This is a genomic window from Pseudomonas sp. TE3-3-F2023 (assembly GCF_036784815.1).
Taxonomy (GTDB): domain Bacteria; phylum Pseudomonadota; class Gammaproteobacteria; order Pseudomonadales; family Pseudomonadaceae; genus Aquipseudomonas; species Aquipseudomonas pudica.
Map to the genome: position 1 here is coordinate 3,619,335 of NZ_CP145113.1, position 23,410 is coordinate 3,642,744.

Annotated in this window: 24 protein-coding genes; 4 read left to right on the forward strand and 20 right to left on the reverse strand. The window is 61.6% G+C overall.

The genetic code is table 11. The features are described 5' to 3' along the window. The first annotated feature begins 95 nt into the window (after nucleotides 1-95). On the forward strand, nucleotides 96-1,103 hold the full coding sequence (locus V3314_RS16305; protein WP_046614135.1) for a zinc-binding alcohol dehydrogenase family protein: 1,008 nt from the start codon (nucleotides 96-98) through the stop codon (nucleotides 1,101-1,103). 49 nt (nucleotides 1,104-1,152) lie between these two features. On the opposite strand, the gene V3314_RS16310 is transcribed toward V3314_RS16305, so the two are convergent. The 15 genes from V3314_RS16310 to V3314_RS16380 form a co-directional block, all read right to left on the reverse strand. Next, nucleotides 1,153-2,208 (reverse strand): LysR family transcriptional regulator, encoded by a 1,056-nt coding sequence (locus V3314_RS16310; RefSeq protein WP_235431395.1) that lies wholly within the window; start codon nucleotides 2,206-2,208, stop codon nucleotides 1,153-1,155. Beyond that, complete coding sequence (gene msrA, locus V3314_RS16315) at nucleotides 2,209-2,667, reverse strand: peptide-methionine (S)-S-oxide reductase MsrA (RefSeq protein ID WP_338459290.1); 459 nt, start codon at nucleotides 2,665-2,667, stop codon at nucleotides 2,209-2,211. After that, a complete protein-coding gene (locus tag V3314_RS16320; protein ID WP_338459291.1) occupies nucleotides 2,664-3,587 on the reverse strand; it encodes a homocysteine S-methyltransferase family protein in 924 nt (307 codons plus the stop codon). The genes msrA and V3314_RS16320 overlap by 4 nt, the downstream gene beginning before the upstream one ends. After that, a complete protein-coding gene (locus V3314_RS16325) occupies nucleotides 3,584-4,630 on the reverse strand; it encodes a glycine betaine ABC transporter substrate-binding protein (protein ID WP_338459293.1) in 1,047 nt (348 codons plus the stop codon). Before V3314_RS16325 ends, V3314_RS16320 begins: the two co-directional genes overlap by 4 nt. A gap of 8 nt (nucleotides 4,631-4,638) precedes the next feature. Next, nucleotides 4,639-6,690, reverse strand: coding sequence for an ATP-binding cassette domain-containing protein (locus V3314_RS16330; RefSeq protein WP_338460320.1), 2,052 nt, complete (start codon nucleotides 6,688-6,690; stop codon nucleotides 4,639-4,641). Nucleotides 6,691-6,995: 305 nt separating this feature from the next. Continuing rightward, the gene (locus V3314_RS16335; protein WP_284385528.1) at nucleotides 6,996-7,802 is read right to left on the reverse strand and encodes a DUF3618 domain-containing protein; all 807 of its coding nucleotides are present in this window, start codon (nucleotides 7,800-7,802) and stop codon (nucleotides 6,996-6,998) included. Continuing rightward, the gene (locus V3314_RS16340; protein ID WP_135002494.1) at nucleotides 7,799-8,227 is read right to left on the reverse strand and encodes a phage holin family protein; all 429 of its coding nucleotides are present in this window, start codon (nucleotides 8,225-8,227) and stop codon (nucleotides 7,799-7,801) included. The genes V3314_RS16335 and V3314_RS16340 overlap by 4 nt, the downstream gene beginning before the upstream one ends. Further along, nucleotides 8,227-8,757, reverse strand: coding sequence for a hypothetical protein (locus tag V3314_RS16345; RefSeq protein WP_338459295.1), 531 nt, complete (start codon nucleotides 8,755-8,757; stop codon nucleotides 8,227-8,229). Before V3314_RS16345 ends, V3314_RS16340 begins: the two co-directional genes overlap by 1 nt. Before the next feature lie 299 nt (nucleotides 8,758-9,056). Continuing rightward, nucleotides 9,057-9,581, reverse strand: a complete 525-nt coding sequence (locus V3314_RS16350) for a hypothetical protein (RefSeq protein ID WP_046614128.1) — start codon at nucleotides 9,579-9,581, stop codon at nucleotides 9,057-9,059. Nucleotides 9,582-9,688: 107 nt separating this feature from the next. After that, nucleotides 9,689-9,985, reverse strand: coding sequence for a DUF6555 family protein (locus tag V3314_RS16355; protein WP_046614127.1), 297 nt, complete (start codon nucleotides 9,983-9,985; stop codon nucleotides 9,689-9,691). Between the two features lie 111 nt (nucleotides 9,986-10,096). Further along, nucleotides 10,097-10,810 carry a DUF72 domain-containing protein gene (locus V3314_RS16360; RefSeq protein WP_338459296.1) on the reverse strand — a complete coding sequence of 238 codons (714 nt, stop codon included), beginning with the start codon at nucleotides 10,808-10,810 and terminating at the stop codon, nucleotides 10,097-10,099. Nucleotides 10,811-10,868: 58 nt separating this feature from the next. After that, on the reverse strand, nucleotides 10,869-11,171 hold the full coding sequence (locus V3314_RS16365) for a hypothetical protein (RefSeq protein WP_046614125.1): 303 nt from the start codon (nucleotides 11,169-11,171) through the stop codon (nucleotides 10,869-10,871). 18 nt (nucleotides 11,172-11,189) lie between these two features. Next, nucleotides 11,190-11,408 carry a hypothetical protein gene (locus V3314_RS16370; RefSeq protein ID WP_046614124.1) on the reverse strand — a complete coding sequence of 73 codons (219 nt, stop codon included), beginning with the start codon at nucleotides 11,406-11,408 and terminating at the stop codon, nucleotides 11,190-11,192. A 210-nt stretch (nucleotides 11,409-11,618) separates the two neighbouring features. Continuing rightward, nucleotides 11,619-12,497 carry a manganese catalase family protein gene (locus V3314_RS16375; protein ID WP_046614123.1) on the reverse strand — a complete coding sequence of 293 codons (879 nt, stop codon included), beginning with the start codon at nucleotides 12,495-12,497 and terminating at the stop codon, nucleotides 11,619-11,621. 58 nt (nucleotides 12,498-12,555) lie between these two features. Further along, nucleotides 12,556-12,846, reverse strand: a complete 291-nt coding sequence (locus V3314_RS16380; RefSeq protein ID WP_046614122.1) for a general stress protein — start codon at nucleotides 12,844-12,846, stop codon at nucleotides 12,556-12,558. A 313-nt stretch (nucleotides 12,847-13,159) separates the two neighbouring features. On the opposite strand from V3314_RS16380, the gene V3314_RS16385 reads away from it, so the two are divergent. After that, nucleotides 13,160-14,947, forward strand: coding sequence for a thiamine pyrophosphate-requiring protein (locus tag V3314_RS16385; protein WP_046614121.1), 1,788 nt, complete (start codon nucleotides 13,160-13,162; stop codon nucleotides 14,945-14,947). 236 nt (nucleotides 14,948-15,183) lie between these two features. Here V3314_RS16385 and V3314_RS16390 read toward each other — a convergent pair whose 3' ends face one another. The 3 genes from V3314_RS16390 to V3314_RS16400 form a co-directional block, all read right to left on the reverse strand. Then, on the reverse strand, nucleotides 15,184-15,687 hold the full coding sequence (locus V3314_RS16390; RefSeq protein WP_338459298.1) for a peroxiredoxin: 504 nt from the start codon (nucleotides 15,685-15,687) through the stop codon (nucleotides 15,184-15,186). Nucleotides 15,688-15,777: 90 nt separating this feature from the next. Continuing rightward, the gene (locus V3314_RS16395) at nucleotides 15,778-16,431 is read right to left on the reverse strand and encodes a dTMP kinase (protein ID WP_046614119.1); all 654 of its coding nucleotides are present in this window, start codon (nucleotides 16,429-16,431) and stop codon (nucleotides 15,778-15,780) included. A gap of 207 nt (nucleotides 16,432-16,638) precedes the next feature. Beyond that, the gene (locus tag V3314_RS16400) at nucleotides 16,639-17,427 is read right to left on the reverse strand and encodes a helix-turn-helix transcriptional regulator (RefSeq protein ID WP_046614118.1); all 789 of its coding nucleotides are present in this window, start codon (nucleotides 17,425-17,427) and stop codon (nucleotides 16,639-16,641) included. A 162-nt stretch (nucleotides 17,428-17,589) separates the two neighbouring features. On the opposite strand from V3314_RS16400, the gene V3314_RS16405 reads away from it, so the two are divergent. Continuing rightward, nucleotides 17,590-18,411, forward strand: coding sequence for a carbon-nitrogen hydrolase family protein (locus V3314_RS16405; protein WP_046614117.1), 822 nt, complete (start codon nucleotides 17,590-17,592; stop codon nucleotides 18,409-18,411). Between the two features lie 99 nt (nucleotides 18,412-18,510). Further along, nucleotides 18,511-19,833, forward strand: coding sequence for an APC family permease (locus V3314_RS16410; protein WP_046614116.1), 1,323 nt, complete (start codon nucleotides 18,511-18,513; stop codon nucleotides 19,831-19,833). A gap of 173 nt (nucleotides 19,834-20,006) precedes the next feature. Here V3314_RS16410 and V3314_RS16415 read toward each other — a convergent pair whose 3' ends face one another. Together V3314_RS16415 and V3314_RS16420 are read right to left on the reverse strand one after the other, a co-directional pair. Continuing rightward, on the reverse strand, nucleotides 20,007-21,524 hold the full coding sequence (locus V3314_RS16415; protein WP_235431393.1) for a sensor domain-containing diguanylate cyclase: 1,518 nt from the start codon (nucleotides 21,522-21,524) through the stop codon (nucleotides 20,007-20,009). 211 nt (nucleotides 21,525-21,735) lie between these two features. Next, nucleotides 21,736-23,379: an acetolactate synthase large subunit gene (locus V3314_RS16420; protein WP_338459299.1), complete on the reverse strand. Its 1,644-nt coding sequence runs from the start codon at nucleotides 23,377-23,379 to the stop codon at nucleotides 21,736-21,738. Between the last annotated feature and the right edge of the window lie 31 nt (nucleotides 23,380-23,410).

Sequence of the window (23,410 nt, forward strand, 5' to 3'; positions counted from 1 at the left end):
CGAAATGCGGAAAGTGTTCCGGCAATAGCCGGGTTTTTCTGGAAGCCCGGGGTGCTTAACCTGTCACCACTGCTCACCAGAAGGTTCACATCCAAATGAAAGCAATCGTCTACGACACGCCCGGCCTCCCGATACAGGATCCCCGGTCCTTGTATGAACATGAACTGCCCAAGCCCACACCTGGTGCCAGGGACCTGTTGGTGGAAGTCAAAGCCATCGCGGTAAACCCGGTCGATACCAAGGTCAGAGCCAGCCGCAGCGGTGACCACCCTCAAGTGTTGGGATGGGATGCCGTCGGGATCGTCCGCGAGGTCGGCGGCGAGGTGTCGTTGTTCCAGCCTGGCGACGAAGTGTTCTACGCCGGCGCAATCGACCGCCCGGGCAGTTACAGCGAATTTCACCTGGTCGACGAGCGTATCGTTGGGCACAAGCCCCGCACTCTGGACAATGCCAGTACCGCCGCCTTGCCGCTGACCTCCATCACCGCCTGGGAACTGCTGTTCGACCGCCTGGGTGTGGAGGAAAATGGCGGCATCGGCAAGAGCCTGCTGGTCATCGGCGCTGGCGGTGGTGTTGGTTCGATCCTGGTGCAGCTTGCACGCAAGCGTACCCAGCTCAAGGTGATCGGCACCGCGTCACGGCCTGAAACCCAAGCCTGGGTCAGCGAACTCGGGGCACATCATGTCATCGACCATTCGGCTTCCTTTGCCCTGCAACTGGAACAACTTCAGCTCAACCCGGTGGATTACGTCATCAGCCTGACCCACACCGATGCGTACCTCGCGCAGATCGTCGAAGTGCTGCGGCCACAGGGCAAGCTCGCGCTGATCGATGACCCTCAGCATCTCGATATCATGCCGTTCAAGCGCAAATCGCTGTCGGTGCACTGGGAGCTCATGTTCACCCGCTCGCTGTACCAGACCGAGGACATGATCAAGCAGCACCATCTGCTGGAAAAGGTATCGGCGCTGGTCGACGAGGGGGTCATCAAGACCACCGTTGGCGAGCACTTCGGCAGCATCAACGCCAGCAACCTCAAACGCGCCCATGCCCTGATCGAAAGTGGCAAGGCAAAAGGCAAGATTGTCCTGGAAGGCTTCTGATCACTGATCCAGCCAAGGCAACGAAGGCGGGGCCATGCGCCCCGTCAGCTTATTCATCAGCAGCGACGAGCTGCTCGAAACGCTCCGCCAGAAACGCTCTGAGCACCTGCACAGCCGGTGTGAGCGATGTTCGATGAGCGCACACCAGTTGCAATGGCGCAGGTTGGCCGTAATCCCCGGGAAACAACTCGATCAGCCGACCGGCGCGTATGTCCGCCAGCACATCCAGCCTGGATTTGTAAACGATCCCCAACCCTTCGACGCCCCAGCGCCGAACGATATCGGCGTCATCGCTCACACGGTCACCTGTGACTTGCACGGTCCTGACGCCATCGGGCAAATGAAAGCTCCATCGCTCGTAGGTTTGCTCGCCCATCACATAACGCAGGCAATTGTGCCTGACCAGATCCTCCAAGGCGTCTGGTGCCCCATGCCGTGCCAGGTAATGTGGTGAGGCACAGACTGTTCTGCGATTGCCAGGGGCAAGCATCAGTGAAACAAGGCCGGAATCTGCCAGCTGCCCATATCGGATACTCGCATCCAATTGTTGGCCGACAAGGTCGGCTACCTGATCGCTGACCCGCAGTTGCAGCTTCACCTTGGGGTGCGATTGCTGGAAGTCGTCCAGCCAGGGCAGCAACAGATTCCTGCCAATATCCGAAGGCATGGACAGGCGAAGTGTACCCGCGATCTCATCTCGCCCCTCGGTCAGCGCCACCTCGCCGTTGCCCAGTGCCTCCAAGGCCTGACGGGCATGGGGCAGATATCGCTCGCCATCATCCGAAAGCCGCAAACGCCTTGTGGAACGCACGAACAACCTGGCCCCCAGGCTGCTTTCCAGGCGCTGGACTGCCCCGCTGGCCAAGGCCGGTGAAATATCCAACAACCTGGCTGCTGCCGAGAAGCTGCCGGCGGAGGCTGTGGTGACGAAGACCTGAAGGTCATCAAACCGAACTGTTTTCTTCACTGTGGAAATGTCTTGACCTGGCGCGAGGATCAAAGCGTAGCGGCAATCCTGATACGTGCCCAGCGTTGGCTTGCAGGAAATGGGAGCGTGCCAGGCGTGCCGCGTCATCCAGGCAAAATAGCGCGGCCAGCCTGCCACCTATTCAGCGCCGATGGCGCATGCCACGAGACCGTTCTTTTCCAGGTAGCGCTGCTGATCTTCGTCCGCCAGCTCGAAGCGCCCTAGTTCGACCACCACTGTGGTAACCGGCCGGCGATAGCGCCCCGAGCTGTCAAGTCGGGTGCGCGCCGCGACAGCTATCACCGCCTGAGCGCTAGTGTGCGTGAAGATCGCAGAGCGGTACTTCACCCCCACATGCTCGCCCTGGCGATCGACCGAGGTCGGATCATGCAGTCCCCAGAAGGCATCGACCAGAGAGGCATAGCTGATTGCCTCAGGGGCGAAATCCACCTGCACCACTTCGATCAGCGGCGCATCCCGCCCAGCCTCCAGCGCGTAACCGACGCGGCTGTCGAGCACCCCATCGAGCTTGCGCAACGCCATCTCCGCACCCCAAAAGCATCCCGCGCCAAAGGTGGCCTTTTGTGTTTCGCTCATACCCTTCCCTCTTCGCGGGCTTGCAGATGCTCGTTGAGTCGGGCGATGTGCTCCGGACCGATGCCGCAGCAGCCCCCGACGATGGTCGCACCCTCTTCAATCCATTGCTGCGTCCACTGCAGGTAGGCCTCTGGCCCAAGGTCGCTGCGGATATCGAGCAGAGTGTCGTTGGCCTGGGCGTCTTCACGCACCGGAGGAAAGGCATTGGCATAGACGCCGAGCGGCAACTCGCACGCGTGCTTGTCAAGCACCTGCCGGGCACTGTAGAGCGCGGCGCCCATGACTTCCGGCTGGCTGCAGTTGAACAGCAAGGCGCTGGCTTCCAGCTCAAGGGCCACTAGAACTGCCTGCTCCACGCTTTCGCCCGAGCGCAACAAAGGCTGCGCCTGTTCAGTATCGGGGTCGAGCAGCGTGAAGGATAGCCAGAGCGGCTTGCGCTCGCCGTCCAGCGCGGCGCGCACAGCCCGGGCTTCGGCCAGGGAACTCTGGGTTTCCGCCAGCCAGAAATCCACATGCGGCGCCAGGCCGCAGATCAATTCACGGTGGATGGCATGGGAACGGACTGGATCGAAAAGGTCCGGCCGATACGATCCAAGCGCAGGCGGCAGTGAACCCGCTACCAGCACCGAAGCGTCCGCTTCGTCGGCGGCACCTCGGGCAAGCTTCCCGGCAAGCCCGGCCAGGGCCTGACCGGAACGGGCAAAGCGTTCTTCACCAATATGAAACGGCACCAGCGCATAGCTGTTGGTGGTGATCACCCTGGCGCCAGCCGCAATGAACGCACGGTGTACCTGCGCCACGTATTCAGGCGCCTCAAGCAGGGCCAGGGCAGACCATTCCGGCTGCCGGAACGGCGCGCCAATGCGCTTGAGTTCTCGTCCCATCCCGCCATCAAGAAGGGTCCAGGTGGTCTTGGTCATTGCGCGGCCACCTTGGTGCCAGCGGCACCCAACCAATGATCGACGGTCGCCTGGTTGTCTGCAATCCAGGCCTTGGCGGCAGCGTCCGCCGGCTGCTTCTCGCGCTCGATCTTGAGGATAAGATCGTTTAGGGATGCCGGATCGATACTCACGTTTTCCAGGAATGCGGCGATCCTGGGCGCGCGCTGCTGCAGCGCCGAAGACGCGAGGATGTGCACCTTCGCATCCGGATAAGCGCAGGTGACTCTGCTCTTGTTCAACCAGTCGGCATCGACGGTCGGGCTGATGAATTTCCAGCAGCCGTCAGCCTTGTACAAGGGGTCGCCCTTCTTGTTGTCCTGGGCATAGCCATCGAACGGTGGCTCATCGAGACGGCGCAGGTCATAGGCAGAGAAGATCCAGTCCGGTGTGTAGGCGTAGAAGATCACCCCGCGCTCGGCTTTGTAGGCAGCGTCGAGCTTGGCGTAGGTCACCGAGGCTTCGGTGGATACAGACTCGAAATTGCCGTCGAAGCCAAAGTCCTTGGCTTTTATCTGACCGATATAAGTCGACTCCCACCCCGCCGGGCCCACCAACAGCTGGGACTTGCCGCCCCCTGGCGGAGCGAACAGCTTGGCGACTTCAGGCTTCTTGAGATCGTACACCGACTTTACTGCGTACTTGTCCTGTATGTAGCCGGGCACATAAAAACCTTGCTCACCAACGTAGGGATGCTTGTTGGGAATCAGTGAATGTGTACCGCCAGTGACGTATCTGGCCCAGGCGGCAGACTGGTTCGGCAGCCAGATGTCGGTAAGCACGTCCACCGAACCATCGCCCTTGGCGGCGGCTGCGAGCAGTACAGGAAGATCACCAGCCAGATAGGACACATCACCGTCGAGCCGGCTGGTGATGATGTTACCGAGGATGTACTGGATGGCGATGGCGCCGGTCCAGTTCTGCTCGCCGATGACGATCTTGTCCTTGGCGAAGCTTGCCGTGGCTGGCACTAGCGCGCCCAGCAACGCGACGCCAGCGAGGGCACGAGAAAGGAAACTGGCCATGAAGGGGGTTACTCCTGAGTGGAATGATGACGTTTGCGAAGGGATGCCTGGATGATCCGGTCGGGCACCAAGGCACAGAAAACAATGGCGATGCCGGCGAGGACGCCTTCCCCACCCTTGATGTTGCGCAACGCGGTCATGACGTCGTAGCCGAGGCCACCGGCGCCGATCAGCGCCGCCACGACGACCATGGACAGGCTCATGACGATGGTCTGGTTAACCCCCAGCAACAGGGAGCCGGAGGCCAGCGGCAACTCGACCCGAGTGAGCGTCTGCCAGGGCGTCGCGCCATGGGCGACTGCGGCTTCCACGGCGGCCTTGGGCACCTCGCGGATACCCAGCGCGGTGAGACGGATCATCGGCGCGAGGGCAAATATCACCGTGGCAATCACCGCCGGCGTCTTGCCGACGGAGAAGAACGCTACCGCCGGGATCAGATAGACGAAGGTCGGCAAAGTTTGCATGACATCGAGCAGCGGCGTGATCAGGCGCCGCGCCAGCGGCCGCTTGGCCAGCACGATGCCGGTGGGAATGCCGATCAGCAGCGACAGCAGCACCGATGAGCCTACCAACGCGATGGTAGAGACCGTGCGTTCCCAGAAACCGAAGAGGCCAATGTAGCCGAGGGCCAGCGCACTGGTCAGCGCCAGGGGCATGCCAGCGGAGCGCCAGGCCAGGTAGACCAGGGCCAGGGCCGGTACCGGCCACGGAATCCAGCCCAACGCGCCTTCAACACCCTCGATGACAGTACGCACCGCGAAGATAACCCCGACGAAGGCGCTCTCGAAGGTCACCTGAGACCAGCCGATCAACTGGTCGACGGCACCCGCTACCGCCAGCATGCTGTCGCGGTCGGAGGGGAACTCCAGCAGTGCGCCGCCAGCATCTGCTGCCGCGGCACGCCACAGTGTCAGTGCCTGGCTGACCAGTAGCAGCGCCAAGGGCACTGCTGCGCCCTCAGAGTCGCGGCCATGACCGCGCAGGGTCAGCCAGGCGCTGGCGGTGCGGTTCAGCAAAAGCGCCGCCAGTGCGATGACCAACGTCCATCCGGCCCCCTTGCGCCATGCGCCAGCGAACACTGCCAGGGATGTCAACTCGATCAGCAGTGCCAGCCAGAACAGACCACCTCGGCCGGCAGCAGCCAGCGCCGCCGGGCCCAACAGGGCTTGGCGGATCCAGCCGTTTGCCGCAGGCTCCCGAACCGCCGACGGTAACGTGCCGACCGCCTGGTCGTCGGGCAACGCAGCGGTGGAAGGAATATGGGGTCTCTCGTCGAAGAAGTCGGCCACACCCTCGTCCACCGGGTGTCGAAGCAGTTCACCAGGGGTTCCGACCTGAATCAGCCGCCCGGCGCGCAGCACGGCGATACGGTCACCCAGACGCAACGCTTCACCAGGATCGTGGGTCACCAGGAGAGTCGTGATACCGCGCTCGCGCACCAGTTGCAGGAAGCGACCCTGCAGGTCGCGGCGGATCGTTGGGTCCAGCGCGCTGAATGGTTCATCCATCAGCAGGATGTCAGGATCGGTAACCAGCGCCCGAGCCAGCCCGACGCGTTGCTGCATGCCGCCAGACAACTGGTGGGGAAAATGCTCGCCCCATTCTGCCAGCCCCACAGCCTGCAACTGCCGCTGTGCCGCCGCGTGCCGCGCACCCTCGGGCTCACCGCGCAGCTCCAAGGGTAATGCAACGTTGTCGCGCACACTGCGATGCGGTAACAATCCGAAGTGCTGGAATACCATGCCGATGCGTTGCGAACGCAATCGACGCAGCGCAGCCGGGGTCAAATCGCCCAACACCTCGCCATCGATCAGCACGTCACCGCTGCTAGGTTCTATCAGCCGATTGACATGGCGCAGCAAAGTCGACTTACCGCTACCGGATGTACCCATAAGGCAGAGGACTTCGCCACGTCGCACTGCCAGGCTCACGTGTTCTACTGCGTTCTTCGGGGCTGCCCAGTCCCCCTCGTAGCACTTGGTCACCGCGCGGAATTCCAGCGCGATATCGCCGGTCGGTACAGAACCAAAGGCGATACCTCGTCCATCCGCCTCGACCAGGGCAGCGGCTTCCACTTGGTCACTGGCAATCAATGGGTATTCATCAACGCTCACATCAGCCCCTGGAGTTCATTGGATTCCAGGGAGGCAGAGCAGACTTCATGCCACACAGCCAAGCCTCACGGATTTCCGTGCGTGCCTGCTATCTAGCGGGAAAGCGCTGCTGCTGAAGCAGCAGCGCTGTACGTCTGCTGTCGGACGGGCAACAGTAGGGAGCAAGCCTGTTGTCCAGGGCGAAAATGGCCAAGCCCAGATGCCAGCCCACTGCCAAAGCAGAAAAGGCTGGCAACGCACATCCCACAGGATCAGGAATTGAAGCCTAACCCCGAGGAAAGGTCGGAGTCTCCTGGCCTGCGCTCTGCCTGTGTCGACGCTTTACCACCCGCCTGATCGATCGACTCTTCGACCGATGCCTTCACCTCGCGGCCCTTGGCCTTGAGTGTGTCGGTCACGCGATCGCTGCTGGCGCCCATCAGCTGATCTTCCTTGCGGGTAGTGGGTAGCGCCGCCCCCAATGCCGCACCCAGTGCTATGCCCAAAGCGGCCAATACCAGCGGTTGCTCCTGAAGCAGATGATCGAACTGGCCCTTCAGAGCCGTGGCCTGATCTGCGGCCTTGTGTGCCGAATGGCGCAGGGTATCCGCGGAAGCCCCCACGGAGTCGCGGGTGCCGCTGCCCAGTTCGCTGGCCCGGTCGCGCATGTCATGGGCTTTCATGCGCACCTTCTGGCTGGCGTCGTGCATTGCCTCCCCCGCGTGTGCGAAAGCGTCCTTCACCGTGTCCACCGCGTCGCCGAGCTTTTCGCCCAACCCCGGGCCCTGGTGCGCAGGCCCGGGGTTGAAGGGACGGTTCTGGTTCAAGCCCAGCCAGGCCAGGCCCAGTACCGTCAGGGTAGCGGGTACGGGGTTGTTCTTGAGGGTAGTGCCCAGGTTCTGGAAGAACTCGCCGCCATTGCCCTTGGCGTAGGCCAGGACCCGGTCGACCATCTGGCCTGGGCTCAGGCGCTGTTCGAGGGCATCCACCAGATCGCTGATGTGCTCGCGCTTGGCGTTGATTTCCTGCTCTAGCAAGTCAGGGTCTTTGTGCGCTTCGTGTTCGAAGGAAGTGGTCATGGCAGTTTCCTCTTCAGCGTGTCCTTGTCCTGCTGCATGGCGTGCAAGGTGCGGTCAGGGGCCAGGTGCGTGGGTTCGAACTGTTTCTTGCCCGACTGCAACATGATGAACCCGATCACCAAGGTGACGGCGCCCACGATCAAGGCTGCCAGCCAAGGCTCGACCACCATCGCCAAGGCGTAGACTGCCGCCAGCAGGAGGATGACTAAGCCCGCCAGCATCACGATCGCTCCCGCGGCAACCGCAGCCGTGCCGGCCTTGAGGGTTGCGAGGTTTTGCTGCAGCTCTGCCTTGGCCAGCGCCAGCTCCTTGGTGAACAGGTCCGGTACTTCCCGCATAAGCTGGCGCAACAAACCGCCAACACCGACGGCGTCGTCTTCTGCCGTATGCAAGCCCGGGGTGGTATGCAAAGGGTCTTTGTTCATCATTCACCTCCTTTGAGCGGGTCGCGCTCGAACGGGCTGCCACTGACCGGCGAGCCTGCACCAGGCCCGACCGGGTCGACGGGGGTGTAAGGTTCGCGGGTGGAAACGTCGCTACCACGATCAGGCACGGGCGGCGCGGGTTGCGGCTGGCTCCAATCAGCGGAAGACGTCGGGGTGGTGGATTCGTGGCTGGTGCTGGCCCGCATGAAACGCGACACGGCGAACCCGATGGCAACGCTACCGGCCAGGAACAGCGCCGGGTTGCTCCTGGCCAACTGAGCGCCCCGCTGCAGCAGGCTCTCGGCGCTTTCATGGCGTACCTGCTCGGCAAACTCGCCGACGCACTCTGCTGCCTGGTTCAGGTAATGCGACAGCCCGAGGCTATCGTTGCCTTGCAGCGCAGCCGCCGCAGAGCGGGCACTTTCCTCGAGCGAGTCAAGCTGATCGGCTGCGTTATCGCGGTAATGCTCGAACTGCTCACTGCCTTTGTGCCTGGCCTCGCCAAGCAGCGCACCGGCGTCATCGATCAAGGCATGTTCCTGGGTGCTACCGGGTGGAGACGTCGAACTTTGATTGGTCTTGTCCATCGTTTCGCCCTCGAAGCTGATTGCTGGCTGAGTGCCGCCTTTATTGGGGCATTCATTCGAGGGACGCAGGTGAAGTGGCAGGAGTTCAGCATATGTGATCTATGACATTTGCCTGGCGCACCAATGGAAATAACGCAATCAACCCTGGTTATTGGTACCGGAGCAAAGGCTTTGGCGGGGACGGTAATCAGCGTCGACAATCATTGGAGCACCCTGTTCTTGAATGGGTGCACCTGTGCGGCTCACGCCAGCTGGATGAAGACCGCGTAGATGCCAAGGATCATCCAGAACACCAGGAAGATCCACGGTGTACGCAGCGAGAACAACAACGACTTGCGGTGCCCGGCCAGTGAGGTTTCCGCCTCGCTGAACAGTGGCGATTCATCATACGCCAGCCCCATCAGTGGCTCGCTGCGCAGAAGGTGGCTCTGTTTCAATTGCCAGTGCTCGATGATCTTGTAGGCCGCGCGAATGCCCGGCCAGGCATTGAGCGAACTCAAAACGCCCAGCAAGGCGAGAAACGGCGGAACCACCAGGGTGAACATCTCGCCCCAGCTCTGGTTGAGGTTACCCATCGACGACACGAAGGCGATCACCAGAAACGACTGGGCAGCCAGATAGGCATCAGTGCGGTTGGCAAGGATGCTGGTCTCGTACTGGATTTCACGGCGGTAGAAATCCAGGCGCTCCTTTGGCGAGCCGAACATGCGGGCATTCTGCGCATTGATTTCGTGCTCAGGGGTGGCTGGAGTGATGATTCGCGGCACGTGCTGGCTCCTGAAAGTGGGGATGATCGTGTCTCGAAACTTGAGAAGCGAACCCAAGAGCGAAGGCCTGCCTGAAGATTTCACGCAGGCCTTGCGCACAACATGCGTCACGTATTGCCGGTACCGCTATTGGAGAATTTCTTTACATCAATGGTCGGTGCCACGAACTCCGGCCCATCGCCCGATGCCCGCCAGCGCACATTGTTGATGCCGTAGCGCTCAGCCATCGGCCGGCTGACCTTCTTGATCTTGTGCTGGCCGAACCGTGGAATGATGCCCACCCCCGCATCGCAACTTGCCCAGTGCCAGGCTTCGGCGTTGTCCATACGCTCGAGCCGGATGATGAAGGTGCGAAATTCCCCGTGAAGCTCGTACTCGATCACATACAACTGCTGTCCCGCCATTGCTATCTCCTTCAGCGATTCAGACCAATGGAGCCGGCGACTTGGAAAAGATTCATTTATTTTGACCGGTTGGTCATCGCTCTCTTCCATCGCTTTGTTTCCGCACCCGTCTCAGCGCAAAAGCCGCTGCAGAGCCAGTGTGTTGGCCATCGCAGCACCGGAGGCGGTGTTGTCGAAAATGCACCAGGTGGGCACTCCAGAAGCACGGCTGTGCTGCAAGCGTTCAGCCAGACGCTGCAAATACTCGTCGGAATACTCGCTGTGGTAGATCCTCGGTTCGCCATGCAGACGCCAGTAGACCAGCCCAGGCCAACCACCCGGGTGCGCATCGGTAACGAAACGCGCAGGGCTTGCCGCGACCTGGGCGATGCGCAAATCGACCAGCATCGGCTGCGCCGATTGCCAGCTGGCGTGCCTGGGCTCCAGCGCTACCGGCCCCTCATACCGTTGCCGCAGGCTTTCAAAGAAACGTCGTGCGTGCTCGGTTTCATGGCCAAGCGATGGCGGCAGTTGTAGCAGCAGGCAACCCAGGCGATCGCCCAACTGCCCGCATTGAGCAAGAAACCTGTCCAGAGCGTCCTCGCACCCGATGAGCCGCTGCTCATGGCTGATGGCCTTGGGCAGCTTCACCGCAAAGCGGAAATGCTCAGGCACGGACGCAGCCCAACGGGCATAGGTTTCGGGGCGATGGGGCCGGTAGAAAGAACTGTTGATTTCCACCGCATTGAAGTGGCTGGCGTAGCGTTGCAGGTGGCTGCCGGGCTGCGCAAATGCCTCGGCATGATGACTGGACAGGCTCCAGCCAGCGCATCCCAGATAAATCATCACCGCCCCCGTCGCAAACCGTCGCAGCTGTATTCACCAAGTGTCTGCGTCGCCCGGTTCAGCTACCGGCCGATTCGCCACAGCACGCCTCGTCCTCATCCTCGCATGCCACGCGCCTGGCATGCCTCACCCCCCATACCAGCGCCCGGCTCATGGTTTCGCCGGCGCGCTGGTCGTAGGCTTGTTCGCACACCACTGAACCGTCGCTGCGATAGACACCGATGAACAACTGGGTCGCCCCCGTACGTGACAGGCGCGTCTGCACATCGATGCAGGTACCGCTGTCGAGCGTTTCCTCATGGGTTTGATGGTGCAGAATCGGGTCGCACCACTGCCTGTAGGTTTCACCTCTTCTTTTCATCTGCCAGCCCTCCCCCTTTCATGGCTGCTGATAATGCCCCGGCGATGTGCCTGGTTCATGATCATGTTCCAGGCGCTGCACCTGTACATCGGTGAACGATGACGCCTCGTTGCGGTGCAGGCCTTGCAGGTAATCACGCGCCGCTTCGCGGCTGAGGTCTTCCTGGTCGCTGCGTAATTCGCAGGTTCCGGGTTGGTTGTCGAGGATGTAACTGATCAGGTACAGGTACTTGGCCATCGCTGTAACTCCTGCTGGCTGAATGAAATCGGGCGACTCAGCTCGATTGATCCTGGGTTGCCTGCAGCCGTTCAGCAGCGACGACGACCGGCTTGGCGCAGGAGAGAAGCTGCCATACGTCCGCTTCGAATGACCGAACGGCTGGGCGGCGGTACTTCGACATTAGTTGCAGCCCCCACAGCGGATCGCCGATCCGCTGTGGCTCTTCTGCTAGGCCGGCTGGTCACCGTTGACCTTGCCCAGTTCGGCGCCGGTCAATGGCTGCGCCTGCGGGTTGGACTCGGTTCTCAGCTTCATCGCCTCTGCAGCAGCGGCCGATGCTTTATCCAGCTCTACAGTCGCCAGGCCATCGCCACCATCCACGGCGGGTTCAGGCTTATCGACGTAGATCCAGTCCTGTCCTTCGTTCCACGACCCGCGCATTTCCCCGCCATGAGACATGTTGAAATAGGTCCGGTTGAGTTCCGGGTCGCCGGGTAGCTTGCCTTGAGGGAAGTTCGGCTGAATGGAATGCAGGGCTTTTTCGAAGGACATCTGGTGGGCGATTTCACGGCTCATCAAGAACCCCAACGCATCCTTGATACCCGGGTCGTCGGTCACGTTGATCAGGCGCTCGTAGACGATCTTGGCCCTGGCTTCGGCGGCAATGTTCGAGCGCAGGTCAGCGGTGGGTTCGCCGATGGTGTCGATGTAGGCTGCGGTCCAGGGGATGCCTGCGGAATTTACCAGTGCCGCGCCGCCGCCATACAAAAGGCTGGTGATATGCGAATCGTTGCCAGCGCCAGTCAGCGAGCGATACAGCTCGCCTTCAGCCTCGACACCTTCGGCAAGCCGCCCCCTGGCGCCTTTGTTGAGCATGACCACGATCGAGCCGATGATTTCCAGGTGGCTGAGTTCTTCGGTGGCAATGTCGAACAGCATGTCCTTGCGCCCCGGATCATCCTCGGTGACGGCCTGGGTGAAATAGCGCATCGCTGCAGCCAGTTCGCCCTGCGGGCCACCGAATTGCTCCAACAGCAGGTTTGCAAGCCCAGGGTCAGGCTCTGCAACACGGACGGTATATTGCAATCGCTTGTTGTGCATGAACATTGGCAAATCCTCATCAGCGAGCCGGGGCGGTTAGCCGCCCCGGTCGGTTCAACGTTGATCAGCGGTTGTCATCGCTCTTGCGGCCGCCGCCATGGCTGTGTTCGCCGCCCTTGCGGCCAGCCTCGGAGGCTTTTTCACGGTCGTTGGCGAAGTTGCCACCGGATGCCTGGCCGCCTTTTTGCCCGGCTTCGGAGGCCCGTTCCGGATCGTTCTTGAAGTTGCCTCCAGATGCCTGGCCTCCCTTGTGGCCGGCTTCCGACGCTTTCTCGCGGTCGTTGGCGAAGTTGCCTGGATTGGTGTTGGCGTTGCCGCCCTGGTTGCCGCGGTTCTGGTCTTGGTTATTGGCCATGATCTTTTACCTCAGGTCGTTTACACAGGATGGTCTGTGTTCATTGATGACCTGCGGCAGAGGTTGCGCAGTGAAAAAGTTTTCCCACGCTCTGACGAAATGCTTTAAGGAAATGGGCGCCAGACATTCAGACGAAACAAGAATAGGTCGTGCCTGCCTGCGCCCGGTACATGGCGCCTCCATAGGTGATTGTCCAGCCTTTTGGGCCGTGATGTTGCAAAGGTTCCGGTCGGTAGACCGATACGCACATGCTTGAAACTTTCACGACCCAAGCAAAGTCCAGACCCCTATCGGTCACGGATGGGAGAAGGCAATGACCAGCACGGTAGGCGACTTTCTGGTGGAGCGTTTGTATCAATGGGGGGTTCGGCGCATTTTCGGCTACCCCGGCGACGGCATCAACGGCGTATTCGGGGCGCTGAGCCGAGCCGAGGGCAAGATCCAGTTCATCCAGGCACGCCACGAGGAAATGGCGGCCTTCATGGCCAGCGCCCATGCCAAGTTCACCGGCGAATTGGGCGTGTGCATTGCCACCTCCGGCCCCGGCGCTTCACATCTGCTTACCGGCCTGTATGACGCGCGCATGGATCACCAGCCAGTACTGGCCATCGTCGGCCAACAGGCGCGAGCAGCGCTTGGCGGGCATTACCAGCAGGAGCTGGACTTGCTGTCGATGTTCAAGGACGTCGCAGGCGCCTTCGTCCAGCAGGCTTCGACCCCGGAGCAGGTGCGCCACTTGCTCGACCGCGCAGTACGTACTGCCATCGGCGAACGCCGGGTCACCGCCATCATCCTGCCCAACGACCTGCAGGACCTGCCCTACCACGAACCACCAAAAGCCCATGGCACGGTGCATTCCGGCATCGGCTACAGCAGGCCCAGGGTGGTGCCTTTCGAGCAGGACCTGCAACGTGCCGCCGAGGTACTCAACGCTGGACGAAAAGTGGCAATCCTGGTCGGAGCCGGTGCACTGCAAGCCACCGAACAGGTGATCGCGGTAGCTGAAACGCTTGGTGCAGGCGTGGCCAAGGCGCTGCTGGGCAAGGCCGTAGTGCCAGACGACCTGCCCTGGGTCACCGGTGCCATCGGGCTGCTAGGTACCGAACCGAGTTATCGGTTGATGAGCGAATGCGACACCTTGCTGATGATCGGTTCCGGCTTCCCCTACGCCGAGTTCCTGCCTGAGGAAGGCCAGGCCCGTGGCGTACAGATCGATTTGCAGCCAGACATGCTCAGCCTGCGCTATCCCATGGAGGTCAACCTGGTCGGCGACGCCAGCGAAACGCTGCGGGCACTGCTGCCATTGCTCGAACACAAGAACGAGCGCCGTTGGCGCGACAAGGTCGAAGGCTGGCGCACAGACTGGGACAAGACCCTGCAGAAACGCGCCTTGGTCAAGGCCGACCCGATCAACCCCCAGCGCGTGGTACACGAACTCTCCCCTCGCCTGCCCGACCACGCCATCGTCACCAGCGACTCCGGGTCCTGCGCCAACTGGTTTGCCCGCGACCTGCAGATACGCCAGGGCATGCAGTGCTCGTTGTCCGGTGGCCTGGCCAGCATGGGCGCGGCGGTACCCTATGCCATCGCCGCCAAGTTCGCCCATCCGCAGCGCAGCGTGGTGGCATTGGTGGGTGACGGGGCGATGCAGATGAACAACCTGGCCGAGCTGATCACCGTCGCCAAGTACTGGCGCCTGTGGGAAAACCCCCAGTGGATCTGCGCGGTGTTCAACAACGAAGACCTCAACCAGGTGACCTGGGAGCAACGGGTAATGGAGGGCGACCCCAAGTTCGAGGCCTCACAGACGATTCCTGATGTGCCCTACCATCTGTTCGCCATCTCCATCGGCTTGCAAGGCATCTATGTGGAACGCGAAGAAGACATTGCCGGGGCCTGGGAGCGAGCCCTGGCGGCTGACCGACCGGTGTTGATCGAGTTCAAGACCGATCCGGACGTACCTCCCTTGCCGCCGCACATCAAGCTTGAACAGGCAAAGAAGTTCGCCAGCAGCCTGCTCAAGGGCGACCCGGACCAGGCTGGGGTCATCGTGCAGACGGCCAGGCAAGTTCTCGGTTCGGTATTGCCGGGCAAGCGATGAGATGTGCGCGGCAGCGGGGCCTTACACATCTGCCCGGCGAAACACCAATACCCTTGAAACAGTGGTTTGGCATACGGCATCGTTCTGGGTCATTTCATGCGAGCCGCTCAGGAAGGACTCACCTACTGTCCGCCTGGAGTCGGTCCCCCAGGCGCACGCCGGCGTCAAAGCCGGTGCCATGCACCGCGTTGGCCGTTTCGCGGGCTCGCCCGCTCCCACAGTAACTGTGTATGCCTTCAGAGCTTACAAACAGCCAGGATGCTCGCGGCGTCGCTGCAATCGAACTTGCCGGGTGCTTCGAACGCGATGTGCCTGACCACCAGGTCGTCGACCAACATGGCATAGCGTTGCGAACGCCGGCCCATGCCGCGTGCCGAGAGGTCCTGGATCAGGCCCAGCGCCTCGCTGAATTCACCATTGCCATCGCCAATCATCCTGACCGCCTCGCCCACCTGCAGGCTCGCGCCCCAGGCATTCATGACAAATGCATCATTGACCGAAACACAGAGAATTTCGGCAATCCCAGCGGCGAACAGGTCCTGGGCCGCGGCCACGTAGCCCGGGACATGCCGCTCCGAACAGGTTGGCGTGAAGGCACCAGGCAAGCCGAAGATCACCACTTTTTTCTGCTTGCAGCGCTCGTGCAGGGAAAACGCGTTCGGGCCAATCGCACAGCCGCCCTCGCCGTTGCTGTACTGGTAAAGCGTTACGTCGGGCAGTGTATCGCCGGTCTTGATCATCGCTGTCTCCCTGGGGCGGTAAATGGCCAGGCATGATGCAGCATCCACCGGGGTACGTACATACAGCGGTCTGCTCTGGAAAGCTGGAAGTCAGCTACCACCGCGAACAGGCCAGCCCCCAGCCCGATCAACGCACTGAAGCACGCCATCGATCTCGGCCACTACCTGCAGCGTTGCATCCTCGATGGCCCCTTCATTACGGCACAGTACCCAGCCGTGTTCCGCTACCGCACGTTCGAACGCCTCGGTACAGGCAACCTGCTCGTCCAGGCTATGGATCACCGTACTACCCAACCCGCGCGTTCGTGCCGCGGCCCTTGCCCATGAAGTATCAGGGGCCGTGACAACGCCGACATGCAAATCGGGCACTTGCACATTTCGCTCGAGGTTCAGGCGCAGAATCTCGTCGAACGACACGCTACGGCGAAATGCGGCATCAGACGGGTACCAGCGATCGATCAGGATGATGCTGTCTACTGGCTGCCTGGGCAGCACATGCCGGGAAATCCAGGCACGGCTTTCGGCGAAGCGCTCGCATACCCTCAATTCCAGGTCCCGGGAGGGGTTTCTGACCAATTGGTTGACGAGGGCCATGGTTTCTCCCCGGTAGGGGTCGCTTTTTCTCTCGCAAAGCCGAATCACTTTCTTGTTGTCAGCCCTAAGGGCCTTGGTAACGGCCTCCAGAAGCGTGGTCTTGCCGGCGCCCTTGGGCCCATCGATGGAAACAAACAGCGGGCGGGTCATTTTTAATTACCAGTCGAATCTGAAGATGCAGCGCAGGCCTGGGTGCCAGCGCGGTCTTTGTGAGAGCGGGCATGCCCGCGAAGCAGGCGACGCGGTGGATGGCACCGGCCAAGCCGGTGTTCGCGGGTAAACCCGCTCCCACAGGGTTCCTGCCAAAGCAACAAGTCATGTGCAGCCCCATGAGAGGGGGCATGCAGTTGGCCGGAATCAACCCAGCTGGGCCTGAAGAAACAGCGAAAAAAGCTCCGACTGCGATTTGATACCCAACTTGCTGTACATATGCTTGCGGTGCACTTTCACCGTCTCCACGGAGATTTCAAGCTTGCGCGCGATCTCTTTGCTGGAACACCCGCTGAGCATCAGCCGGCCCACCTCCAGCTCACGCCCGGTCAATGGCGACTCCATCTGCTCGACCTTATCCTCCATGCGGCTTTGCCAGTGCGGTGCGGGCTTGGTGTCCTCTTCCAGCAACTCCCGCTCGAAGGTCATCCGCTGGCGCATCAGCGCAGTGACCCACGGCCGCAACAGCTCCAGCAGGGTGACCTGTTCGATGCTGAATCGGCGCTTGCTACCCAACGACAGGCACAGCGTGCGCTGCGCATCCAGCTGCACGTTGAACTGAATTTCATCGGCAACCACGTTAAGCCGGAAATAGCGCTGGTAGTAGTCCGTCTGCTCGAAACACTCAGGGGCTACATCCGCCAGGCGCACCAGGCCGGACGCTGCCGACTCCCGACTGGCCACGTAGAACGGGTCCAGCAGGTACAGGCCCTTAAGGTAATCCTGAAACAGCGGATCAGGGTTGCCGTCTGCACTGGGGCATTCGGCGAACACCTGCGGGCGCCCAGCGGAAAACAGCAGCGCAACCCAGCTGTCGCAGGCAACGTACTCGTTCAGTAACCGCACCAGGGCTGTCCAGAAGTGGTCCTTGTCGAGGGTTTCGATCAATTGACCTACCGATCGATGCCAGGCGATGTCGTGCAGCGTAAAATTCATCTTCTACCCCTGTTGGGTTACCACGTGGGCGTAATACCCCCCGCCATGATGACCACCCCATAATCGGGGCTAGCTTACGCTGAGCGAACCTGTACCGGGATCGTTTTTTACACCCCATGCCGCCAGGGCATGGCGGTCGAAGCCGTTAGTCGAGGATTGGAAATGAAGGTAGAGCTTGTTCAGCTAGCCGGTCGCGATGGCGATACCGCATACAACCTGCAGCGCACCATCGAGGCGATCGGCAACTGCGGCACCGATACCGATCTGCTGGTCTTCCCGGAAACCCAGCTGATGGGCTTCCCAACCGAAGAAAACATCGGCCGCATCGCCGAGCCACTGGATGGCCCAAGCATCACGGCAGTCCAACAGGCCGCACAAGCGCAAAACGTTGCCGTGGTCGTCGGGATGGCCGAAGCCGCAGACGACGGTCGTTTCTACAACACCACCGTGCTGGTCACGCCTGAAGGCGTAGCGCTCACCTACCGCAAGACCCACCTTTGGGCATCGGACTGCGGGGTTTTCACCCCAGGCGACCGTTTTGCGACAGCCCTGTTCAAAGGCATCCGTGTCGGCCTGCTGATCTGCTTTGACATCGAGTTCCCCGAAACCGCCCGTGCCCTGGGGCAGCTGGGCGCAGAACTGATCATTGTCACCAACGGCAACATGGACCCGTATGGGCCCACCCACAGAACCGCCATCACCGCACGCGCCATGGAAAACCAGGCCTTTGCGGTCATGGTCAACCGCGTGGGCGACGGTGATGGCGGCCTGGTTTTCGCTGGCGGCAGTGCCGTCGTCGACCCGTACGGCCAGTTGCTGTGCGAAGCCGGCCGGGGCGAGTGCCGGATGACCGTCGAGCTGGGCATGGAGCAACTGCAGCAGTCGCGGCGCGATTACACCTACATCGCCCAGCGCCGCATCCGGCTGCCGGGTGAACAGGTCGAGCATGCCAACGGCCTTCGCGAACTGATCATCCCCTCCTGAATATTCAACCCTTCCAGGCACTCTTACTGGAATGCAAGGCCGCCAGGGACGGCAGCGTGTTCGACTCTGAATAACAATCACAAGCTGGAGCAAGCAGTAATGGCCACACTCAAGCGAACGCTTTCGCTGGGCTCGGTGGTGCTTTTCGGCATCGCCTACATGACCCCCATCATCGTCCTGGGCACATTCGGCATCCTCGCCGAGACGACCGGAGGGAAGGTACCCGCAGCCTACCTCGCTGCCGCCATCGCCATGCTCTTCACCGCCTTGAGCTACGGCCACATGGCGCGTGCCTTTCCGGTCGCAGGGTCCGCCTATACCTACGTGCGCAAATCGATCAGCCCGCAGCTGGGTTTCATCACCGGTTGGGCGGTGTTGCTCGACTACCTGTTCCTGCCCATGGCGATCTGGCTCATTGGCGCGGCCTATCTGCACTCGGCGTTCCCGGGCGTGCCGCAAGCCATCTGGGTGCTGGCATTCATTGGCATCACCACAACGATCAATGTGATCGGTCTGCGGCTGGCCAAGACCGTCAATGGCCTTTTGATGTTCATCCAGTTGCTGGTCCTGGCGGCATTCGTTGCACTCGCGGTGCACTATGTATGGGGTGACCCCACGGTGGCGCTGTGGACACTCGAGCCGTTCTACAAGGAGGGCACCCAGTTGCCGCTGATCATGAGCGGTGCGGCGATTGCCTGCTATTCATTCCTGGGCTTCGACGCGGTCAGCACCCTGACCGAAGAAACCAAGGAGCCACGCAAGAACATCCCGAAAGCCATCCTGCTGATCACCCTGATTGGCGGCGGGCTGTTCATCGCCTGCAGCTACTTCGTTCAGCTTGCTCACCCGTCCACCGACTTTGCCAACGCCGACGCGGCGGCTTATGAAATTGCCCAGAACATCGGTGGCGACATCTTCGTCAGCATCTTCCTGCTGGGGCTGATTGTCGGCCAGTTCACTTCGGGCCTGTCGGCGCAAGCCAGCGCCTCCCGGCTGCTGTATGCGATGGGGCGTGATGGTGTGCTGCCCAGGGCACTCTTCGGCAAGCTGAGCGAACGCTTCAGCACGCCAGTGCCCAGCATCATCCTGTGCGGGGTGGTCGCCCTGCTCGCCTTGCGCATGGACGTGACGACCTCCACCTCGTTCATCAACTTCGGGGCGTTTCTCGCCTTCAGCCTGGTCAACCTGGCGGTGATCTTCCACTACTGGGTTGGCATGCAGCAGCGTGGTGCCAACGCGCTGCTGATGTACCTCGCATTCCCCCTGGTGGGCTTTGCCTCTACCTTGTGGCTGATGGCGAGTCTCGATCACCTGGCGATCTACCTGGGGGCAGGCTGGCTTTGCCTCGGGGTGCTCTACCTGGCCGTGATCACCCGTGGTTTCAGGCGCAAGCCCCCGGAGATGCACTTCGAGGAAGCCTGAGCGGCCCATCGATGAGGAAGATCCGGTCATCGTCGACCTCGACCTTGGGGTGCATGGTGCGCAGTGCCTTGGCAAAGGCCCAATAGCGCTACACAACCTGCGAGAGCAACCGTAAGGCCCTGTCGAAGGCCCGCGCGGAGGTTACATTTGTAATCCTCTTCGCGGGCCTTCGATCATCCCGCGCTTACCACCCGATTGCGCCCGGCGTCCTTCGCCCTGTACAAACGCTCATCCGCGCACTTGAGAATGGCGGCGGACGTTTGCTCGGCGGACGTACGGCCGGCTACCCCGATGGAAATCGTCATCGCCCCGACCTGGTCCAGCGGGCTGGCAGCGATTGTGGTGCGGATGCGTTCGGCAATGTCGGTTGCCACCTGCAGGCTGGTATCCGGCAACAGCAGGCAGAACTCTTCCCCGCCGGCCCGGCAAGCCAGGTCGCCTGCGCGTGAACAGGACTGGATGATGCCCGCGATATGCTGCAGGGCGACATCCCCGACATCGTGCCCCCATGTATCGTTAACCCGCTTGAAGTGGTCTATATCCAGCGCCAGCGCACAATACTGCTGCTCGCGCTGGTCGAGGATTGCCAACGCCGCGCTCATGCCCCGGCGGTTGACCAGCCCGGTCAGCGGGTCACTTTCCGCAGCGTGGTTCAGGTTGCTGATCTTCAAGTCCAGTAACTGCACCCCGGCCACCAGCGCACTGCGAATGGCCGCAGCCTCGGCGTACCAGGCATTCAGCGCGTGCAATTCCCGGCTGGCACCGAGTTCAGGCACGTGTTGCGCACTGTTGGCCAATTGCCGCAGTGGGCGGGTAACCCAGGTGGACACCGCCAGTATCAGCAACAGCCCGAACAGGCTCACGGGCAGCAGTTTCAACAATGTGTCATGCATCAGGTTACGCAACGGGTGCAGCGCGTCCTCCCGCGGTTGCTGGGTCACCACCGCCCAGTGCGCGCCCTTGACCTCGGCATACCCGGCCAACATCGGTATGCCTCGATAGTCAGTCGCTTCCAGTTCCCCCTCGCCCCCTCGCAAGGCCGCATGGGCAGTTGCGCTGGAGTCCAGCACCACCCCCAGCCTGGTGGGATCCGGGTGATACAGGACCTGCAGGTTCTCGTCGACGACGAACGCAAATGCGTCGGCGAGCTGATGCCCACCGATAAGGATGCTCATTACCCCACCTTCTCGCAGGTTCACCACGCCCCCGATCAAGCCGAGCACGTTGCCTTGGCCATCGCGAATGGGGTTGGAGATGAAAACGCTGAAATGGCCGTCAGGTGAGGTGAACGCCTGGCTGACCAACGGGCGTCCGGCGCTTGCCGCTCGCCTGGCGGCTTCACCGAGTTTCAAGGTTTTCGCGAAGTCCAGGTGCGGGTAACCATCGAGTATGTTCCCCGAGGCATCGGCAATGATCACGATCTGAAGCTCGGAATCCTGCGCCTGCAGGCGTTTCGCTTCGCTTGTCACCAGGGCGCGGTTGGTGAAGTCCTGCCCGATCAGTTGGCTGCTGTATTGCAGGCGCTCATGCACCGAATGGATGAACTGGTCGATACTGGACGCCACCTTGTAGGCATAGGCCTTGTGCGATTCCAGTGCCGAGTGGATCAACGAGTCACGCATCACCCCGTAGGCAACGACCAGGCAGGTGGCCAGCGTGACCAGGACGCTGGTCGACAGCAGCCACAGCATCAGACCGCGAATGCCTATGTATCGCGCGCTCGTTCTGCTCGTTCTCTCCATGAATAGCGGCTCCCCCTGCCCCCTTCAGAGCGTAGAAGACTCCGCCATCGGTGCAAGGGCCGGGGTAAGGCCGCTTTGCGGCCCCAATCGGCTTGACTGGCTTGCATCAGAAAACAGGGAATCGGCGCCTGCCCTACGGTGGCGCCGATCCTTTCAGGCCTTACACCGCCAGCGCGCGCTCACGCAGTTCGCTGTTGAGGATGCGGTCGTTTTCGCTGTAATCGACCGGGCAGTCGATCACGTGCACGCCCGGGGTCTTGATGCAGTGCTCGAGCAGCGGCAGCAGGCCTTCTGCGCTTTCCACGCGGTGGCCGTTGGCACCATAGGCTTCGGCGTATTTGACGAAGTCCGGGTTGCCGTAGTCCAGGCCGAAATCGGTGAAGCCCATGTTCGCCTGCTTCCAGCGGATCATGCCGTAGCCGTCGTCACGCAGGATCACCACGGTGATGTGCATGCCCAGGCGTACCGCGGTTTCCAGCTCCTGGCTGTTCATCATGAAGCCACCGTCGCCGCAAACCGAAATAACCGGGCGGTCCGGGTGCACAAGGTGCGCGGCCATGGCCGATGGCAGGCCGGCGCCCATGGTCGCCAAGGCGTTGTCCAGCAGCACGGTGTTCGGCTTGTGCGCCTTGTAGTTGCGGGCGAACCAGATCTTGTAGATGCCGTTGTCCAGGGCAACGATGCCTTCGGACGGCAGCACGCGACGGATGTCGGCGACCATGCGCTGCGGGTAGACCGGGAAGCGGTTGTCGTCGGCACCTTCGGCGATCTGTGCTTCGTTGGCTTCACGGATCGCCATCAGGCGGGTGAAGTCCCAGTGCGAAGTGTCGTTCAGCGCTTCGCTGATCTGCCACACGGCGTTGGCGATGTCGCCGATCACTTCCACCTGCGGGAAGTACACGGCATCGACTTCGGCAGAGCGGAAGTTGATGTGGATGACTTCGGTGCCGCCACGGACCATGAAGAACGGCGGCTTTTCGATCACGTCGTGGCCGATGTTGACGATCAGGTCGGCGGCTTCGACGGCGCGGTGCACGAAGTCACCCGACGACAGTGCGGCGTTGCCCAGGAAGCGTGGGTGACGCTCGTCGACCACACCTTTGCCCATCTGGGTGGTGATGAACGGGATGCCGGTCTTGTCGATCAGTTGCTTGAGGACCTTGGCGGTCATCTTGCGGTTGGCGCCGGCGCCGATCACCAGGATCGGGCTGCGGGCGTTCAGCAACTTTTGCACGGCAGCGTCGATCGCCACGTGCTCGGCCAGCGGGCGGCGGTGCAGGCTTGGCGGGATAGGCAGTGCGTCGGTCTGCTCGGCGGCGATGTCTTCTGGCAGCTCCAGGTGCACGGCACCCGGCTTTTCTTCTTCGGCCAGGCGGAAGGCTTCGCGCATGCGCGACGGGATGTTGTCGGCGGAAGCGAACTGGTGGGTGTACTTGGTGATGGGGTCCATCATGCCGCACACATCGATGATCTGGAAACGGCCCTGCTTGGACTTCTTGATCGGCTTCTGGCCGGTGATCATCATCATCGGCATGCCGCCCAGGTAGGCGTAGGCGCTGGCGGTGACCAGGTTGGTGGCGCCAGGGCCGAGGGTCGACAGGCTGACGCCGGTCTTGCCGGTCAGGCGGCCATAGGTGGCAGCCATGAAACCTGCGGACTGCTCGTGACGGGTCAGTACCAGCTTGATCTTCGACTTGCGCAGGGACTCCAGCAGGTCCAGGTTTTCCTCACCAGGAATGCCGAACACATACTCGACACCTTCGTTTTCCAGGCATTGCACAACGACATCGGCGGCCTTGGCCATTTGGGGTACTACCTCAAAATCTTTGTGGGAT

Bases quoted from the DNA above. Each gene is read 5' to 3' on its own strand.
- V3314_RS16305 (WP_046614135.1), top strand. From the start codon at position 96: ATGAAAGCAATCGTCTACGACACGCCCGGCCTCCCGATACAGGATCCC.
- msrA (WP_338459290.1), bottom strand. From the start codon at position 2,667: ATGAGCGAAACACAAAAGGCCACCTTTGGCGCGGGATGCTTTTGGGGT.
- V3314_RS16320 (WP_338459291.1), bottom strand. From the start codon at position 3,587: ATGACCAAGACCACCTGGACCCTTCTTGATGGCGGGATGGGACGAGAA.
- V3314_RS16325 (WP_338459293.1), bottom strand. From the start codon at position 4,630: ATGGCCAGTTTCCTTTCTCGTGCCCTCGCTGGCGTCGCGTTGCTGGGC.
- V3314_RS16335 (WP_284385528.1), bottom strand. From the start codon at position 7,802: ATGACCACTTCCTTCGAACACGAAGCGCACAAAGACCCTGACTTGCTA.
- V3314_RS16340 (WP_135002494.1), bottom strand. From the start codon at position 8,227: ATGAACAAAGACCCTTTGCATACCACCCCGGGCTTGCATACGGCAGAA.
- V3314_RS16355 (WP_046614127.1), bottom strand. From the start codon at position 9,985: ATGGCGGGACAGCAGTTGTATGTGATCGAGTACGAGCTTCACGGGGAA.
- V3314_RS16360 (WP_338459296.1), bottom strand. From the start codon at position 10,810: ATGATTTATCTGGGATGCGCTGGCTGGAGCCTGTCCAGTCATCATGCC.
- V3314_RS16365 (WP_046614125.1), bottom strand. From the start codon at position 11,171: ATGAAAAGAAGAGGTGAAACCTACAGGCAGTGGTGCGACCCGATTCTG.
- V3314_RS16370 (WP_046614124.1), bottom strand. From the start codon at position 11,408: ATGGCCAAGTACCTGTACCTGATCAGTTACATCCTCGACAACCAACCC.
- V3314_RS16375 (WP_046614123.1), bottom strand. From the start codon at position 12,497: ATGTTCATGCACAACAAGCGATTGCAATATACCGTCCGTGTTGCAGAG.
- V3314_RS16380 (WP_046614122.1), bottom strand. From the start codon at position 12,846: ATGGCCAATAACCAAGACCAGAACCGCGGCAACCAGGGCGGCAACGCC.
- V3314_RS16385 (WP_046614121.1), top strand. From the start codon at position 13,160: ATGACCAGCACGGTAGGCGACTTTCTGGTGGAGCGTTTGTATCAATGG.
- V3314_RS16390 (WP_338459298.1), bottom strand. From the start codon at position 15,687: ATGATCAAGACCGGCGATACACTGCCCGACGTAACGCTTTACCAGTAC.
- V3314_RS16395 (WP_046614119.1), bottom strand. From the start codon at position 16,431: ATGACCCGCCCGCTGTTTGTTTCCATCGATGGGCCCAAGGGCGCCGGC.
- V3314_RS16400 (WP_046614118.1), bottom strand. From the start codon at position 17,427: ATGAATTTTACGCTGCACGACATCGCCTGGCATCGATCGGTAGGTCAA.
- V3314_RS16405 (WP_046614117.1), top strand. From the start codon at position 17,590: ATGAAGGTAGAGCTTGTTCAGCTAGCCGGTCGCGATGGCGATACCGCA.
- V3314_RS16410 (WP_046614116.1), top strand. From the start codon at position 18,511: ATGGCCACACTCAAGCGAACGCTTTCGCTGGGCTCGGTGGTGCTTTTC.
- V3314_RS16415 (WP_235431393.1), bottom strand. From the start codon at position 21,524: ATGCTGTGGCTGCTGTCGACCAGCGTCCTGGTCACGCTGGCCACCTGC.
- V3314_RS16420 (WP_338459299.1), bottom strand. From the start codon at position 23,379: ATGGCCAAGGCCGCCGATGTCGTTGTGCAATGCCTGGAAAACGAAGGT.